Origin of the sequence: Brevibacillus jepli (assembly GCF_047229145.1) — a bacterium.
GTDB lineage: Bacteria > Bacillota > Bacilli > Brevibacillales > Brevibacillaceae > Brevibacillus.
The window spans coordinates 14,847-30,016 of sequence record NZ_JBFEFW010000027.1 but is presented as its reverse complement, the minus strand read 5'-3'; the positions used below and the strand labels follow the sequence as shown (position 1 = coordinate 30,016).

The 15,170-nt window shown below is 48.4% G+C and carries 15 protein-coding genes; 10 read left to right on the top strand and 5 right to left on the bottom strand.

Annotated features, from left to right (window positions below; translation table 11 throughout):
• Positions 1 to 13: 13 nt before the first annotated feature.
• From AB1L17_RS24010 to AB1L17_RS23990, 5 genes are all read left to right on the top strand, one after another.
• Entirely contained in the window at positions 14 to 964 is a 951-nt protein-coding gene (locus AB1L17_RS24010; protein ID WP_412847662.1) for a ring-cleaving dioxygenase, read from the top strand.
• Positions 961 to 1,572 carry an alpha/beta hydrolase gene (locus AB1L17_RS24005; protein WP_412847663.1) on the top strand — a complete coding sequence of 204 codons (612 nt, stop codon included), beginning with the start codon at positions 961 to 963 and terminating at the stop codon, positions 1,570 to 1,572. Before AB1L17_RS24010 ends, AB1L17_RS24005 begins: the two co-directional genes overlap by 4 nt.
• A 214-nt stretch (positions 1,573 to 1,786) precedes the next feature.
• Entirely contained in the window at positions 1,787 to 2,467 is a 681-nt protein-coding gene (locus AB1L17_RS24000) for a response regulator transcription factor (RefSeq protein ID WP_412847664.1), read from the top strand.
• Positions 2,464 to 3,858 carry a sensor histidine kinase gene (locus AB1L17_RS23995; RefSeq protein ID WP_412847665.1) on the top strand — a complete coding sequence of 465 codons (1,395 nt, stop codon included), beginning with the start codon at positions 2,464 to 2,466 and terminating at the stop codon, positions 3,856 to 3,858. The genes AB1L17_RS24000 and AB1L17_RS23995 overlap by 4 nt, the downstream gene beginning before the upstream one ends.
• Before the next feature lie 5 nt (positions 3,859 to 3,863).
• Positions 3,864 to 4,307, top strand: a complete 444-nt coding sequence (locus tag AB1L17_RS23990; RefSeq protein WP_412847666.1) for a hypothetical protein — start codon at positions 3,864 to 3,866, stop codon at positions 4,305 to 4,307.
• A 64-nt stretch (positions 4,308 to 4,371) separates the two neighbouring features.
• Here AB1L17_RS23990 and AB1L17_RS23985 read toward each other — a convergent pair whose 3' ends face one another.
• Both AB1L17_RS23985 and AB1L17_RS23980 read right to left on the bottom strand, forming a co-directional pair.
• A complete protein-coding gene (locus tag AB1L17_RS23985; protein ID WP_412847667.1) occupies positions 4,372 to 4,845 on the bottom strand; it encodes a hypothetical protein in 474 nt (157 codons plus the stop codon).
• A 69-nt stretch (positions 4,846 to 4,914) separates the two neighbouring features.
• Positions 4,915 to 5,289 (bottom strand): ArsR/SmtB family transcription factor, encoded by a 375-nt coding sequence (locus tag AB1L17_RS23980; protein WP_376900218.1) that lies wholly within the window; start codon positions 5,287 to 5,289, stop codon positions 4,915 to 4,917.
• A 143-nt stretch (positions 5,290 to 5,432) separates the two neighbouring features.
• Here AB1L17_RS23980 and AB1L17_RS23975 point away from each other — a divergent pair, with 143 nt between their 5' ends.
• Together AB1L17_RS23975 and AB1L17_RS23970 are read left to right on the top strand one after the other, a co-directional pair.
• Positions 5,433 to 5,729: a hypothetical protein gene (locus AB1L17_RS23975; protein ID WP_412847668.1), complete on the top strand. Its 297-nt coding sequence runs from the start codon at positions 5,433 to 5,435 to the stop codon at positions 5,727 to 5,729.
• A 190-nt stretch (positions 5,730 to 5,919) separates the two neighbouring features.
• A complete protein-coding gene (locus AB1L17_RS23970; RefSeq protein ID WP_412847669.1) occupies positions 5,920 to 8,151 on the top strand; it encodes a heavy metal translocating P-type ATPase in 2,232 nt (743 codons plus the stop codon).
• Between the two features lie 52 nt (positions 8,152 to 8,203).
• On the opposite strand, the gene AB1L17_RS23965 is transcribed toward AB1L17_RS23970, so the two are convergent.
• The gene (locus AB1L17_RS23965; protein ID WP_412847670.1) at positions 8,204 to 10,207 is read right to left on the bottom strand and encodes an ABC transporter ATP-binding protein; all 2,004 of its coding nucleotides are present in this window, start codon (positions 10,205 to 10,207) and stop codon (positions 8,204 to 8,206) included.
• A gap of 244 nt (positions 10,208 to 10,451) precedes the next feature.
• Here AB1L17_RS23965 and AB1L17_RS23960 point away from each other — a divergent pair, with 244 nt between their 5' ends.
• The 3 genes from AB1L17_RS23960 (at position 10,452) to AB1L17_RS23950 (ending at position 12,736) form a co-directional block, all read left to right on the top strand.
• Positions 10,452 to 11,102: a polysaccharide deacetylase family protein gene (locus AB1L17_RS23960; RefSeq protein ID WP_412847671.1), complete on the top strand. Its 651-nt coding sequence runs from the start codon at positions 10,452 to 10,454 to the stop codon at positions 11,100 to 11,102.
• A 70-nt stretch (positions 11,103 to 11,172) separates the two neighbouring features.
• Positions 11,173 to 12,138, top strand: a complete 966-nt coding sequence (locus tag AB1L17_RS23955) for a helix-turn-helix transcriptional regulator (RefSeq protein WP_412847672.1) — start codon at positions 11,173 to 11,175, stop codon at positions 12,136 to 12,138.
• Positions 12,139 to 12,220: 82 nt separating this feature from the next.
• Entirely contained in the window at positions 12,221 to 12,736 is a 516-nt protein-coding gene (locus tag AB1L17_RS23950; RefSeq protein ID WP_412847673.1) for a DinB family protein, read from the top strand.
• A gap of 282 nt (positions 12,737 to 13,018) precedes the next feature.
• On the opposite strand, the gene AB1L17_RS23945 is transcribed toward AB1L17_RS23950, so the two are convergent.
• Together AB1L17_RS23945 and AB1L17_RS23940 are read right to left on the bottom strand one after the other, a co-directional pair.
• Positions 13,019 to 14,038: an ATP-binding protein gene (locus AB1L17_RS23945; RefSeq protein WP_412847674.1), complete on the bottom strand. Its 1,020-nt coding sequence runs from the start codon at positions 14,036 to 14,038 to the stop codon at positions 13,019 to 13,021.
• A 9-nt stretch (positions 14,039 to 14,047) separates the two neighbouring features.
• On the bottom strand, positions 14,048 to 15,115 hold the full coding sequence (locus tag AB1L17_RS23940) for a TolB family protein (protein WP_412847675.1): 1,068 nt from the start codon (positions 15,113 to 15,115) through the stop codon (positions 14,048 to 14,050).
• Positions 15,116 to 15,170: the final 55 nt, after the last annotated feature.

Genomic DNA, 15,170 nt, shown 5'->3' with positions numbered 1-15,170 from the left:
GAGGAAAAACAAGATGACACAACAGACAGCAGGAATTCACCATATCACCGCTTTTGTAACGAGTGCACAGGACAATGTTGACTTTTATGCAGGAATCCTCGGGTTGCGCATGGTTAAAAAAACGATCAACTTCGATGCGCCTGATGTGTATCACCTGTACTTCGGGAATGAGGTCGGCAGCCCAGGAACAGCCATCACCTTTTTCCCATGGGAATCTGCTCGTCACGGACGCGTGGGCGGTGGGCAAGTAGGGTATACCACTTTCTTGATTCCGATGGGTTCCTTTTCCTTCTGGGAGGATCGTCTGAAAAAATTCGGAGTCGAGTACCGCCGCGTCGAACGCTTTAATGAAACGTATCTGCAATTAACGGACAGAGACGGCTTGCAGCTGGAGATCGTGGAGCGTGAAGGAGGCCCAGCGAGCAAATGGTCCTTTGGCGGAATTCCGGCCGACAAGGCGATCAAGGGCTTCGGCGGAGCGATCCTGTACAGTATGGCACCTGCCTACACGATGGATGTGCTGGAGAAATTGATGGGACTTACCCGAGTAGGCGAAGAAAACGGCCTCGTTCGTTTCCAGGCGCATGGTGATTTGGGCAATGTCATTGACGTGAATGCCGAGTCGATGCCAAGAGGAGTAGGTGGCGCAGGAACGATCCACCATATTGCATGGCGTGCCAAAGATGAGCAGGACCACCGTCAGTGGCAGCAGCGCGCAGCCCAATCAGGTCTTCATCCGACAGATATTATCGACCGTCAGTATTTCAACGCGATTTACTTCCGTGAGCCGGGCGAAATTTTGTTTGAGATTGCGACTGATCCTCCGGGCTTTGAACGCGATGAGCCATTTGAGGCATTGGGTGAAAAACTCATGCTCCCAGAGTGGTATGAGCCGAAACGTACCCAGATCGAGCAGGGCTTGCCGCCGATTACAGTAAGAGTGTTGGAGGAAGATAAATCATGAAGCACATTTTTCGAAAAGGGACCGATTCAGAAGCACCGACACTGTTGTTGCTTCATGGAACAGGAGGAGATGAAAACGATCTCTTGCCGATAGCCAATCGTATCCATCCGGGAGCTTCTGTTTTGAGCGTCCGTGGGAATGTTCTCGAAAACGGCATGCCTCGATTTTTCCGACGTCTTGCCGAGGGTGTATTTGACGAAGAGGATTTGGTTTACCGCACGCAGGAACTGCACGAGTTTTTGGATCAGGCAGCGGTCACGTATCAAATCGAGCGAGACAACATCGTAGCGGTGGGGTATTCCAATGGTGCCAATATCGCAGGAAGCCTGCTGTTTCATTACGCGAACACGCTGAGAGGGGCGATCCTGTACCATCCGATGGTACCTCGCAGAGGGATTTCTTTGCCCGATATGAAATCCATCCCAGTGTTTATCGGCGCAGGCACAAATGATCCGATTTGTACTCCACAGGAGACAGAGGAGCTGGGTCGACTGCTGACAGCGGCAGGGGCGGATGTGACCGTGCATTGGGAATCGTATGGACATCAGCTGACAGTGAAGGAAGTAGATGCTTCGGCTGCGTGGTTTGCAGAGATATTTCGCAAGTAATTGACAAGTAAAGAGGAGCGGTGGACACAAGTGTGTCTGCCGCTTTTTGGCGTTCAAGCACTATTCGTTCATATGGCGTTCATATTGCCTCTTTATATTTGTCTGCGTGTTGTATTCGGATTTGCAAGTATTTGCAAGATGGTATGCAAATGAGTATGATTCAAAGCAACGAAGAGGGAGAACCTGAGATCGGAGTAACAAGGGGGCCATCTTGATGAAATTGACGATTCTGATTGCGGATGACGATCCAAATGTGCGTGAGCTAGTGCGATTTTATTTAGCAAAAGAAGGGTATCAGGTATTGGCTTGTGCGGATGGCAATGAGGCCTCGCAGCTGTTGGAACAGGAATCCATACAGCTCGCCATTGTAGATGTGATGATGCCTGGGAAAAACGGCTGGGAGCTGTGCAGGGAGATCCGGGAATATTACGACCTGCCTGTCATCATGCTGACGGCGAAAGGAGAGGTGCGGGACAAGGAAAAAGGCTTTTTGGCAGGGACTGATGATTATTTGACCAAGCCGTTCGAGCCTACCGAATTGCTGTACCGCATCAAGGCTTTGCTGCGCCGCTATCAGATGGTCAGCAAACAAATCATCGTGATGAATGATACCGTCATCGATCGCATCAGTCATGTCGTGAAGGTGAAGGAAGAGCTGATTCATCTCCCGCTAAAGGAATTTGAGCTGCTCGCCCAGCTGGCCAGCTTTCCGGATCGTACCTTTACCCGCGATCAACTGTTGGAGTTGGTGTGGGGCGGTGATAGTGAGAGTGACAGCCGTACCATCGACGTGCATATTAAGCGATTACGAGAAAAATTCACGGACAAGACGGATGACTTTGTCATTTCTACCGTTCGCGGCTTAGGCTACAAGCTGGAGGTACGTAGCTCGTGAAATCTCTTTATGTCCGGCTAGTTCTAACCTTTGTTGCGATTGTATTGATCAGCGGCACACTTGGATTTTTGTTGGCAAATGAGTATTACCAACGAAATATGCGCGCTTATAATGAACAAAAAATCACGAGGATCGGGCAGCAAATTATCGATTTGTATGAGCATAAATCTACTCTCGACCTGCCTGCTTTCATGAGTCATGTCGCCAATTTGAATTTTCAGCTGCATCTCGTGGATGAGCATGGTGCCGTCAGCCAATTTGGGGCACCTTTTCGTGATCAGCAGATTGAGCCTGCCATCGTTCAAAAAGTGTTGGAGGGCGAGATCTACAGAGGGATCACAGAAGAGAAGCACAGCTTGTTTGTGACAGGCTTTTTTGAGAATACATTGAAAAACAGCATTGGCTTGCCTTTTACAGCAGAAGGGAAAAAATATGCCATGTTTGTACGCCCGAATATTGAGCAGCAGTTCGGCGAGGTACATATGATGTTTGCCTTACTGTTGGCGGCGATGTTTGTACTCAGTATGATCCTGATCTTGATCTTTACCCGCTATTTGGTGAAGCCGATCCAGAAGCTGAGCCATGCGACCAAGAAACTGACAGAAGGCAATTACGATATCCACCTGGATATCTCTCGCAGGGACGAAATCGGTGATTTGGCCATGCATTTTGCCAGGATGACTGATTCAATCAAACAGCTGGATGAGATGCGCCAAGAGTTTGTCTCCAATGTCTCCCATGAAATCCAGTCTCCGTTGACGTCGATCCAAGGCTTTTCCCAAGCGATTCGCAGCGGGGGCGTGACTCGTGAACAGCGGGATTCGTATTTGACCATCATTGAAGAGGAGAGCAGGAGACTGTCGTCCTTGAGCAAACAGCTGTTGACGCTAGCTTCCCTGGACAAAGAGACAGGGCTGTACGAACCAACACGTTTTCGTCTGGATGAACAGATCAGGCAAGTCCTCTTGCTTTTGGAGCATCAGTGGCAACAAAAAAAGCTCACGATGGAGCTGAATTTACCGGAGACTGTCATCGTGGCTGATAAGCAGCTGGTCAATCAAATATGGATGAACCTGCTCTCCAACAGTATCAAATTCACCCCGACGTCAGGCTCTATTTTCATTACGATACACAAGGACACGCAAATTGTCGTGACCATTCAGGATACGGGAATCGGCATGTCAGAGGAAGAGCAGCAGCATGTCTTTGACCGTTTTTATAAGGGAGACAAATCCCGTAATCGAGAAGCGACAGGAAGTGGTCTCGGTCTTTCCATCGTCCAAAAAATTGTGCAGGTCGCAAAAGGCAGCATTCAGATTCAAAGCCGTATAGGCGAAGGCACAACTGTTACTGTCAGCCTGCCGACGGGTGAAAGCGAAGCAAAGGAGTGATTTCCATGAATATCGGCATGCGTGTACTCGCCGCAGTCATATCCTCGTTCTTTACCGGTTTGTATGCTGCGTTGATCATCTACATCTATCGTGATCCAAGCGGACCGTACGGGTTCGGACAAGAGTATTTGCTGGGTGTACTCTTAAGCATGGTATTGAATTTGGTTGTCTTCGTATGGTTGTTGATATTCCTGGACTGGCTAGTGAGTAGGTCACCACACTTGATCGGGTGGAAAAAATACGTTGTGCGTTTCGGTGGATATGCTGTCATCGGATATGTGCCTGTGCTTCTGCAATGGATTATGACTGATGATCCGCATGCTGCATTTTATTATCCGCAAGCAACGGTGTTTGTGTTTGCCGGTATATGCTATTTCCTTATATTTGTGGGAATTGAGGCGATCAGGAAGCGGGTCCGTACAGAAACTGAGCCATCCGTTAAAGGATGACTTTAGGGGTTACCCGGAAAGACGAGGGAACCCCTCATGGTTAATCAAATGTTTAAAATGCTGGCTAAGCAGTTGTGTACCATCGAATGACATAATAATGGTGTGCGTTACAACCAAATAAAAGAAAATCATTCCACTCATCATAAATGAGCGAGTTAGTAGAATCAGCTGTCACAATGGAGCGATAATCAAATTCAATATCCTGTTCATCTAGTTTGCCAAGTGTATGTTTCACATCAATTTCCTTGAATAACCCAGACCTTATGAGGGGATCAATGACCCGACAAAGAATAAGCCGTCTGTTGCTATTTGTAACGCTCTTCTCTTCCCAAGCCCATTCTTGCTCCCAGTATTCTAGGCGCTCCATTAGAAGTAGAAAAGCATCCGCCGGAAGAGGAACTTCTGTTTTTTCGAGAGACAAGAGATAGGCGGAGGCCTCCCAACGTGGCTGATGGTCTTCTTGCATATGAAAATGGTCGACGAACTTTTGGTTATGGATATCCTGCAAACAGTGGACTACCGTATTCTTGTTTACCATGTGCTGACACACCTCCAGTCTATTTCTTAAAAAAAGTCATCTTATCCTATAACAAAAAAGCCCGAGCAATCAGGTAGCTCGGACAATGGATTTCTGTTCTTTTGCATGCTCGATTCCCGCAGATATGAGATGGCGTACATGGTCATCATCCAACGAGTAAAAAACGAGCTTTCCTTCTTTACGATACTTGGCCAATCCCATGTTGCGCAAAAGACGCAAATGGTGGGAGGTGTTGGCGATCGAGCTGCCGATGATTGCGGCCACATCACAGACACAGAGCTCGTCTTCCATCGAGAGGATGTGAATGATTTTGGCGCGGGTGTCATCGGCCAACGCCTTGAAGATTTTTGCTACTCCTTCTGATTCTGTGGCGAACGGCTTTAACCGATTTACTTTTTCCTCATCAAAACATTGGATTTCACAGATGTCATCCACTGTAACCATCACCTCATGCTCTACAATGTCCTACTATTATAGACATAAGCGAGGAAAGTGAAAAGGAAAAACGACATTTTGATGGAAGTGTAGTGTGCCTCCTTGTTTTCGTGTAAGATGGACATGATTCAATGAAACGGGGAGAGAAAACCATGAGTGCTCAACCAAAGTGCCCGAAGTGTCGGTCTGCAAAAATCGATTTCACGGAATCCATCAATAAGCCATTATACATAACCATTTATGTAGCGGTTTTGGCGGTGCTTGCCTTGATCGGTATTACGGTGAAAGGGACGCCTGTCATCTTTTTGTTTCTCGGGCTGTCAGGAGCGTTCGTCCTGTTTGCCGTTCGTCTTGCATTAGAAAAGCGTAAAGTTATCAAATGCCTCTGCCTGGATTGTGGTGAGCGTTGGCAAATTACCCCCACACCTGAACAAGCACGTACGAAGTGACGAGACTCCTAGCAATAGGGGTCTTTTGCTATATTGTTGAATTTGTAAAAAAATGGTTGTATATTCAAATCAATTCTTGAACGAACCAGAAGGATGAGATAATATAATAATTAAATACTTGTTTGAATGTTTGTGGATTGATTTCATTCGAAGCTGGGCAAAATAGATGCTTGGAAAAAGGTGAGAACAGATGGCAGAAGAACGAAAAAAAGAAGAGTGTTGCAGTGGGCATCAATGCGGCAGTGAGCATAAGCAAGCTGGTAAAAATCTCACGGTTCTCGAGCCTGTAGCTGCGGCAGCAGACGGCGTAGGCATTCTTTCTTCACAGGCTGTTGTTTATCGAGTTACAGGCATGGACTGCAGTTCGTGCGCCAAATCGCTGGAAAAGCATATGCAGACGTTGCCAGCCGTAAAAGAGGTAAACGTGAATTTTTCCACCGGTAAAATGCAGCTCGTCTCAGAAGGACTGGGCGCAGAAGCGGTGATCAAGGAAGTCGCCAAAGCCGGCTACAGTGCCATGCTGCTAACGAGAAGCACGGCCAAAGCATTACCGAAAGTCGATCAAGCTGGGACGGCACTCACGACGATTTCCGGGGTGTTGTTAGCTCTCGGTTTTCTCGGTTCATTTTCCTCGAGCGTATCTCCTATGGTCGTGACTTTGCTCTATGCGTTGTCGATCATGAGTGGCGGTTATCGTCCTGTGCGCAGTGCTTTTTACGCGGTTAAAAGCGGTTCACTGGATATGAACGTCTTAATGTCGGTGGCGGCTATTGGAGCAGCCTTAATCGGTGAGTGGCTGGAGGGTGCGACAGTCGTCTGGCTCTTTTCCATCGGAAATTTGCTGCAGACCAAGTCGATCGAGAAGACGCGCGACTCCATTCGCAATCTGATGGATTTGGCTCCGCCAGAGGCATGGGTCAAGGTGGGGGAGTCGCTCACCCGCAAGCCGGTTGAAGACATCGCTGTCAGTCAAGTCATCGTAGTAAAGCCAGGAGAGAAAATTCCGCTGGATGGCGTGATCGTGCACGGGACATCGAGCGTCAATCAGGCTCCGATTACCGGAGAATCGATTCCGGTTGATAAGCTGGTCGGTGACAGCGTTTTTGCAGGGAGTGTCAACGAAAGCGGCGCTGTGGAGATCAAGGTGACAAAGCTGGTGGAGGATACGGCGATTGCGAGAATCATTCATCTCGTGGAGGAAGCGCAGGAGAAAAAAGCGCCTACCCAAGCGTTCGTCGACAAATTCGCAGCGATCTATACGCCAATTGTGCTTGTGCTCGCCTTGTTCGTCATTGTATTCCCTCCATTACTCGGACTCGGCACTTGGGGAGAATGGTTTTACAGAGGGCTTGAGCTGTTGGTTGTTGCTTGCCCGTGCGCACTGGTCATTTCTACACCCGTTGCGATTGTGTCCGCGATTGGTAACGCTGCGAGAAACGGTGTGCTAATCAAGGGCGGTACGTTTTTGGAAAAGGCAGGAGCAATCAGCGCGATTGCTTTTGATAAAACAGGTACTTTGACCGAGGGGAAACCACAGGTTGCTACGGTTATTGAGATGGAGGGAAGCGAGGACGAAGTGTTGTCCATTGCCAGAACGATTGAAGAGCGGTCTTCCCATCCGATTGCCCAAGCGATCCTCACGTATGCCAAGCAAAAGCAGATTCTTTCCCAAACAGGGGAAGATTTCAAGGCGATCGTCGGAAAAGGGGCGAGCGCTGTCATCGGAGCCGAAACATTTTATGCAGGAAAGCCTGCGTTGTTTCAAGAGCTGGGAGTCGATCTATCGGCATGGCAAACGAAAATCCAGTCGTTGCAGAGTGAGGGACATACTCTGGTGGTCATCGGTACCTCTTCGAAATTGATCGGGATGATTGCCGTGGCAGATACGATTCGCGAAATTACGGTGAGTGCTATCTCCAAGCTGAAGGCAGCAGGGATCCAGGACATCGTGATGCTGACCGGTGACAATGCGGGTACGGCGAAAAAAGTAGCGGGTCAGACAGGCGTCAACCGTTATTTTGCGGAGCTGTTGCCACAAGATAAGGTAGAGGCGGTCAAGCAACTCCAACAAGAAGGCAAGGTCGTCGCCATGGTGGGTGACGGGATCAACGATGCGCCTGCACTGGCATCAGCGGACTTGGGGATTGCGATGGGGGGAGCAGGCACAGATACGGCAATGGAAACAGCCGATATCGTGTTGATGGCTGACAACCTGGAGAAACTGCCACATACCATGAAAGTCAGCAGAAAAGCACTCACGATCATCAAGCAGAACATCTGGTTTTCCATCATCGTGAAGCTGGTTGCGCTTGTGTTGATATTCCCGGGCTATCTGACCTTGTGGCTGGCGGTGCTCAGTGACACTGGAGCAGCATTACTGGTCATTTTAAACAGCATGAGACTGTTGCGAATGAAGGATTAAATAAGAAAGGGAGATGAGCTGTCGAAGCTCTCTCCCTTTTCCTGTATATGGTTTACACCAAAACGCCGCCGCCGTATCTTTCGAATTCTTTCTGGGTGCAAGCGACAAAGTGACCACGCTCAATTTCACGCAATACGCGTTCTTCCCCTTGATCCCGCAAATATTCCTGATCATCGAATACAATGCGCTTACGGTTGCGCTCATAATCAGGGTCCGGCAATGGAATCGCAGAGAGCAAAGCTTTGGTGTACGGGTGAATCGGATTTTCGTACAGGCGATTACTTTCTGCCAGCTCCACAATGCGTCCGCGGTACATGACACCAATGCGGTCACTGATGTATTTGACCATGGACAAGTCATGGGCGATGAACAAATAAGTCAGGCCTTTTTCTTTTTGTAGGCGTTTGAGCAGGTTAATGACCTGTGCCTGAATGGAAACGTCGAGGGCAGAGATCGGTTCATCGGCGATAATGAATTCTGGATCAACAGCCAATGCCCGTGCAATCCCGATCCGTTGGCGTTGCCCGCCGCTGAACTCGTGCGGGTAACGGTTCGCGTGCTCACGGTTGAGTCCCACGGTTTCTAACAGCTCGTGTACCTTGGCAATGCGCGCTTCCTTGGTCGCCAGACGATGAATGTCGAGACCTTCCGCAATAATGTCAGATACGGTCAGACGTGGATTCAACGACGAGTAAGGATCTTGGAAAATCATTTGGATTTTGCGGTTGAGCCATTTCTTTTCTTCGACCGTTTTCTTTCCGTGTACGCTTTGTCCATTGAACAGGACCTCTCCGCCAGTAGCATCGTACAAGCGAAGGATGGTACGTCCTGTCGTAGATTTACCGCACCCGGATTCACCTACAAGACCAAAAATTTCCCCTTTGTAGATGTCAAAGGTGATGCCATCGACTGCTTTTAGCGTATGACCGTTACCGAGGTCGAAATGCTGTTTCAAATCCTTGACTTCCACCAGCTTCTCACGGTTCTCGTAGTTGAACGATTTTTTGGTGCTTACCGGAGCATCCGTTGTATCATCAGAATTGATTTTTCGTCTCACAGCCGAAGCAGGTGGCTTAATGTCAGGTGCCATTTCATGCAAAAGCCATGTTGCCGCATAATGCGTATCGGAGATTTTGAACATCGGTGGTTCATATTCCAGATCGACCTTCAACGCAAATGGGTTACGAGCCGCGAAGGCATCCCCTACAGGTGGCTTGAACATGTCAGGTGGCGAGCCAGGAATGGACATGAGCTCGTCGTCGCTGGCATCGAGGCTAGGCATGGAACCTAATAGACCCCATGTATACGGGTGCTTAGGATCGTAGAAAATTTCATCGACTTTACCAATTTCCACAATTTTACCTGCATACATAACCGCTACACGGTCTGCCATGTTGGCTACTACACCAAGGTCGTGCGTAATAAAGATGATCGAGGTACCCATCTTCTTTTGCAGTTCCTTCAACAGCTCCAAAATCTGCGCCTGAATCGATACATCCAGAGCGGTCGTCGGCTCATCGGCGATGATGACTTTTGGATTGCAGGCGAGTGCGATAGCAATTACGATCCGTTGGCGCATCCCACCGGAAAACTGGTGCGGATATTGATCGACCCGTTCTTTGGCAAACGGAATCCCTACCATTTCCAATAGCTCAATAGCACGGCTGCGGGCTTCTGCACGGTTTAGCTTTTGGTGCTTGATGAAGCTCTCCATGATTTGGTTACCGATGGTCATCGTCGGATTCAGGGAAGTCATTGGGTCTTGGAAGATCATCGAGATATCACGACCGCGAACATCCTGCATTTCTTTTTCGGAAAGCGTAACCAAATCTCTTCCTTCAAACAGAACTTGTCCTTTTGGAATGCGTCCAGGAGGAGAAGGAATGAGGCGCATGAGTGCCTGTGAGGTTACGGATTTACCGGAACCAGATTCACCAACAATCGCCAGCGTTTCTCCTTTTCCCAAGTCGAAGGAAACGCCTCGTACTGCTTTCACTTCGCCTGCATACGTATCGAATGACACGTGCAAATCTTTTACTTCTAACACTTTTTCCATACAATCCTCCCTTTCGATCGTGCTTTGTCGTGATTAACCCTCCATGTATATCCAACAATCTCTCTAGTAGGAATTTTTACGAAAATGAAAATCATTATCATCATTATACTATAATCATTAAGCGTTGTTAAAAAAAATTTTGCAAAAGCCCACACGAGGGGTTTTTTTAGCGTTACCAAATGATAGCCCAGTCATACTATGCATCAAAGCAGCACAACACTGGCTGAAAAGGAGGGTAACGCTTGTGAACAAGCTCAATAAAACGAAGGAAATCGCACTCACCTTTGATGATGGACCGGATCAGTTGTGGACCCCTCGTGTGTTAGACATATTGGCCTACTATCAGGTTAAGGCGACCTTCTTCTGTGTTGGACAAATGGTGCTATACCACCCCAAAATACTGGAGCGGATTGTAAAGGAAGGACACATGGTAGGAAACCATAGCTGGGATCACCCTGACTTTACGAAAATACCTCTTTTGGCTGTTCAGGAGCAGGTAGAACGTACCTCAGATCAGTTCGAAAGGGTAGTAGGTGTAAGACCTCGGATGGTTCGGCCGCCATATGGAGCCGTGAATGAGGATGTGATCCGGTTGCTTGCGGCAAGTGACTACGAAATGATTTTGTGGGATGTAGATAGTTGGGACTGGAAAGGTCTCACCGGTCCACAGGTCGCGAGAAACATCTTGGGACATGTAACCCCAGGTGCAGTCGTGCTTCAACATTCCGCTGGCGGTACAAAAGACACGCTGAAGGGGAGTATGGATGCCATGCCCTATGTCATTGAGGTGTTAAGTGAGAAGAAATATACTTTCTCTACCGTTTCCGCTATGTTTCAACTGGCAGCTTATCGAGAAAGAACCAGTATTGTCGAGAAAAGGAGAAGGGGCAGATAGAGGAATTGGATTAAAATCTGTGGTAATTATTAAAATCAGAAGATATCTTTTCAAGGGGAGCGAATCATGCATGTCCAAAGCCGATAATATGCTCTCCATTTTGTGGCTGCTGAAGACTGGCAAGCGAATGACAGCGAAGCAGCTGGCGGAGATTCTAGAAATCAATATTCGCACCGTTTACCGCTATATTGATTCACTGTGTGCGAGCGGTGTACCCATCATTTCCGATGCTGGACACAATGGTGGCTACAGTTTGCTACAGCATTTCAATGAGGCTCCCTTATTTTTTGACATCAACGAACAAAAAGCCCTGATTCATGCAGCAGTCTTTGCCCAAGAGGCCGGGTATCCTTTCGGAGCAGATTTAGACCGGGCCATTTCCAAACTAAAACGGTACACAAATGAAGAGCAGCGTGACGCGATTGACCGACATAGTATAGGCTTCGAGGTGATCCAGCCTCCTGTTGATCCCTCGCTGGAATCTACCCTACAAGAACTGGAGCTGTCTGTTGCCAATGGGCACACCCTCTCGATGGCGTATCAGAAAGCCTACCAGACAACGAGGCAGATGCGTCATATCGATCCATACGGGCTCGTTTATTGGAAGGGGAACTGGTATATCGTTGCCTATTGCCATCTCCGCAGTACTATTCGCAGTTTTCGTGTAGATCGTATTCATGAGATCCAACGTACAGAAGCCAGCTTTCAACGTCCTTCTGAATTTTCTGCGCGCGATTTTTTTCTCTCGAATTTATTACCGGAAGCAGACAAGCAGGGAAACACCGTTTTACTCAAGGTCAAAGGAAGGCCACAGGCACTCGCTGATTTGTGCAGGCATTGGTATCTCGGACATACCGTGATCGAGCGTAGCGAGGAACAGGTGATCTTTCACGTAGATGAGCAAATGGCCCAGTCAATCCTTCCTCATTATCTGTTGCCATTCGGAAAATCCATACAAATAGAAGAGCCGGCCTTTGTAAAAGAGCGTTTGACTGCAATCGCTGCCGATTTATTTCAATTTTATCAGTCGACTTGATTCACTGACCGTTATTGTCAGGAGAGTTGATTTATATTGAAGCAAATAAGAGATGGAAAATGTGAATGGAGGCAGAGTGATTATGAAGCAGGAGGCATTGCGGTTGTACGAATATCATGTATGGGCAAACGAAAAGGTATTTGAGCGTTTGCAAGAGGTGCCAGAAGGTGTGAGTGAGCAAGAGGTTCAGAGCGTGTTTCCAACCATCACCCAGACGTTAGCTCACATTCTCCTGACTGATTTCGTCTGGTTGTTGGCCATGAAGGGGGAGACCTACGAAGAAGTAGGACCAAAAGTAGGGGCCCTCTCACAGGAAGTAAAAGGGAAGAACGTGCAAGAGCTACGAAAACTGTTTGCCGATTCAGCCCAGCAGTTCAGAGATTTCTTCGGACAAATCTCGATGGAGGATACAAAAGCGTATACACATCCAGCATTGGGTACGGTTCATGCTCGCTATGCCGACATCGTCCAACACGTCGCCAACCACGGAACCTATCATCGCGGCAATATCTCCGCCATGCTCAGACAAATGGGTCACGCGGGAGCTTCCTCCGATTACATTTTTTATATGTTCGAGACTTCTTCGGCTGAACAATAAAAGTCTTTCATCTTCCATCAACTACCGAAAAAAACAAGCAGCTTGTAGAGGGAACAGGAGAAAACAGCGAAGATCTTAGGGACACCGACCGAGACGTAATGCAAAAAGCGAAACACGCCCTTAAGCGTCCACCTCTGAGATACATCCTGATTGGACCACTTTGGACGCGGTTTCGCTTTTCGCATGGAGTCGGCCAGTCAATCCCCCAGCGGGTGGCCCTAGAAGCTGAGTCGTTTTCTCCTGTTCCCTCCCCACCACTACAGCAACGAAAACTGCTTGTTTTTAAGGATTCATCATCCGAGCAACCCTTTCTTCGAGTCCGTTCCAAAACTGACTAATGTTCGGCTTGGCATCCCCGATGATGCTCTCGCCAGGTTTGCCAAACTCGTAGATCACGTCCTTGTTTTTAGCGACCTCGCTCAAGTAATCCTCGACGATCTGTCCTGTTTTCGTCGCCTCATATTTCTTGGCGAAGTTCTGATACTCTTCCTTGACGGCCGGGAGCAGCTTCATCGTCGCCTCGTCAATCGCATCATAACGGTAATCAGACAAATATGCTTTGACATAGTCGATATAGAGCGCACGGAGCTTCACTGCACGTGGGCTGCTGCGGTAGTTGTTCAAATACTCCTCGACTTCAATCATTCGTGGTCCGAGCTCGGCCCGCGTGATTTTCAATCCTCCATCACCTGCATACGGTTCCCCCGTTTCTGTTTCTTGGATGGACAAGTAGTCCTTCCCTTCCTTACTGAGCGAAGGAGCATATTTTTGCAGCGCTTTGTAATTCACTTGCCAGTAAAAAGACATGTCGTTCGTCGCCATCAAGACGAGTCCGCCCTCTGTTTGTTTGAGTAACCATTGCTTGAAGCTGTCATCGCCTTTTAGTTTGTTGAAATCGTAAGGGTATTGCAGTGCATACAGTTTATCCGTATTTCCAGGTTGGGCGAGAAGTGCCTGGAAATTATCGTTGATCGTAGGCAAATGCTTCTCATAATACTGCTCGAGCGCCCAGAACAGTTGATCGGCTGTTTGAGTGTCTGTTTTCGCCAGATGCTGATCCAAAAAGGCAGTCAGCTCATTCGCTTCCTTGGCTTGCGCCGCGAGCACGGTGAACTGTTTGAGCAAATCGTCCGCTGGTTTTTCGTTGTTCGCTGCATCAGCAGGAGACTGAGGCTTCCCGGTGTTTTCTGTTGCAGGTGGGGCAGGGTCTTTTACCGTCAGTTGATCAGAAGCAGTGGTGCACCCTGTCACTAAAGTAATGGCGACGAGGCCAGCGACAAAAGGTAGAGCATATCGTTTCATTTCCTATTTTCACTCCGTTATGTTAATTGGTTTGAGTTGATAAATCGTCGTAGATATTTGAGCGTCTTGGGTCCAGCGCTTTCCATTGCTTACGAAGAGCTGGTGACCAGACGGACTCCAGATAATTTCGTTGTTGAGATTCGCCTGAGTGGACAACGGGAGCATGAAGCCTGTTTTGGCATCCATGACATAGAGGCCGGTCATGCCCTGCGACAGACTAAAAATCGCAAAGGCGAGTCTCTGACCATCTGGCGACCAGGATAGCTGCTGCAAAAGGCGTCCTTTGACAATCGGTTGGTCAGGCTTACTTCCGGAAGAATCAATAATGGACAAGCTGACTTCATCTGCAGCAGACTCCCAAGCAACAGCGAGCCTCTTACCGTCAGGTGAAAGGGAGAAGTCGATCACCTTGCTGCGGATGAGCTTCTCCTCGTTGCTGCCCCAGACAGTCGTTTTCAGTTGTTTGTTGGCGTCCATATAGTACAGGCGCTCATGATGCTGGACGACTTTTTGCACAGGCTGATCGGCAGAGGGCAGAGCATACGGTGTGACCTTGCCGCTTTGATCGATGAACACCAACCCGTATTCGTTTCCTTTCACAATAGGCATGACATACGTACCGTTGCCTGACCAAGAGCCTTTGGAATCCTCCATCATCCAGGATAAGCCTGCCTCACCGATTTGCAAGGAAAGGCTGTCGCCTGTTATGAGATCACCTAACTCAGCATGGATGCGATCTGCCAGCAGCACATGTGTGCGATCGGGGGAGAGCTGCGCTATGTCCTTCGACTTTATGCCGACCGGATGACTGGAATCATTTTGTAGATTGCGAATGTGCAAGTCACCATCCGTCACTAAGTCACTGCTGTACAGAAGCTCATTTTCCGAGAGCCAGCCAAACGCATAAACGTCATCGAGTCGGTCAATCCGCTCCAATGCAAGAGAATCGGATTGCTCAGCAGTGGGGGGATCAATGATCGTGATGTTGTCAGCCTCATTGCGACAGCCTGCCGATAGGAGAAGCAGCGCTATTAACCAAACGATCACGATGTGCTTCGGAAGCCGTCTTTCTTGCATTAGAGCTTGTGCCTCCTTTCTCCTTGTTCATTTACGCTTGGGTTTATCTTACTTG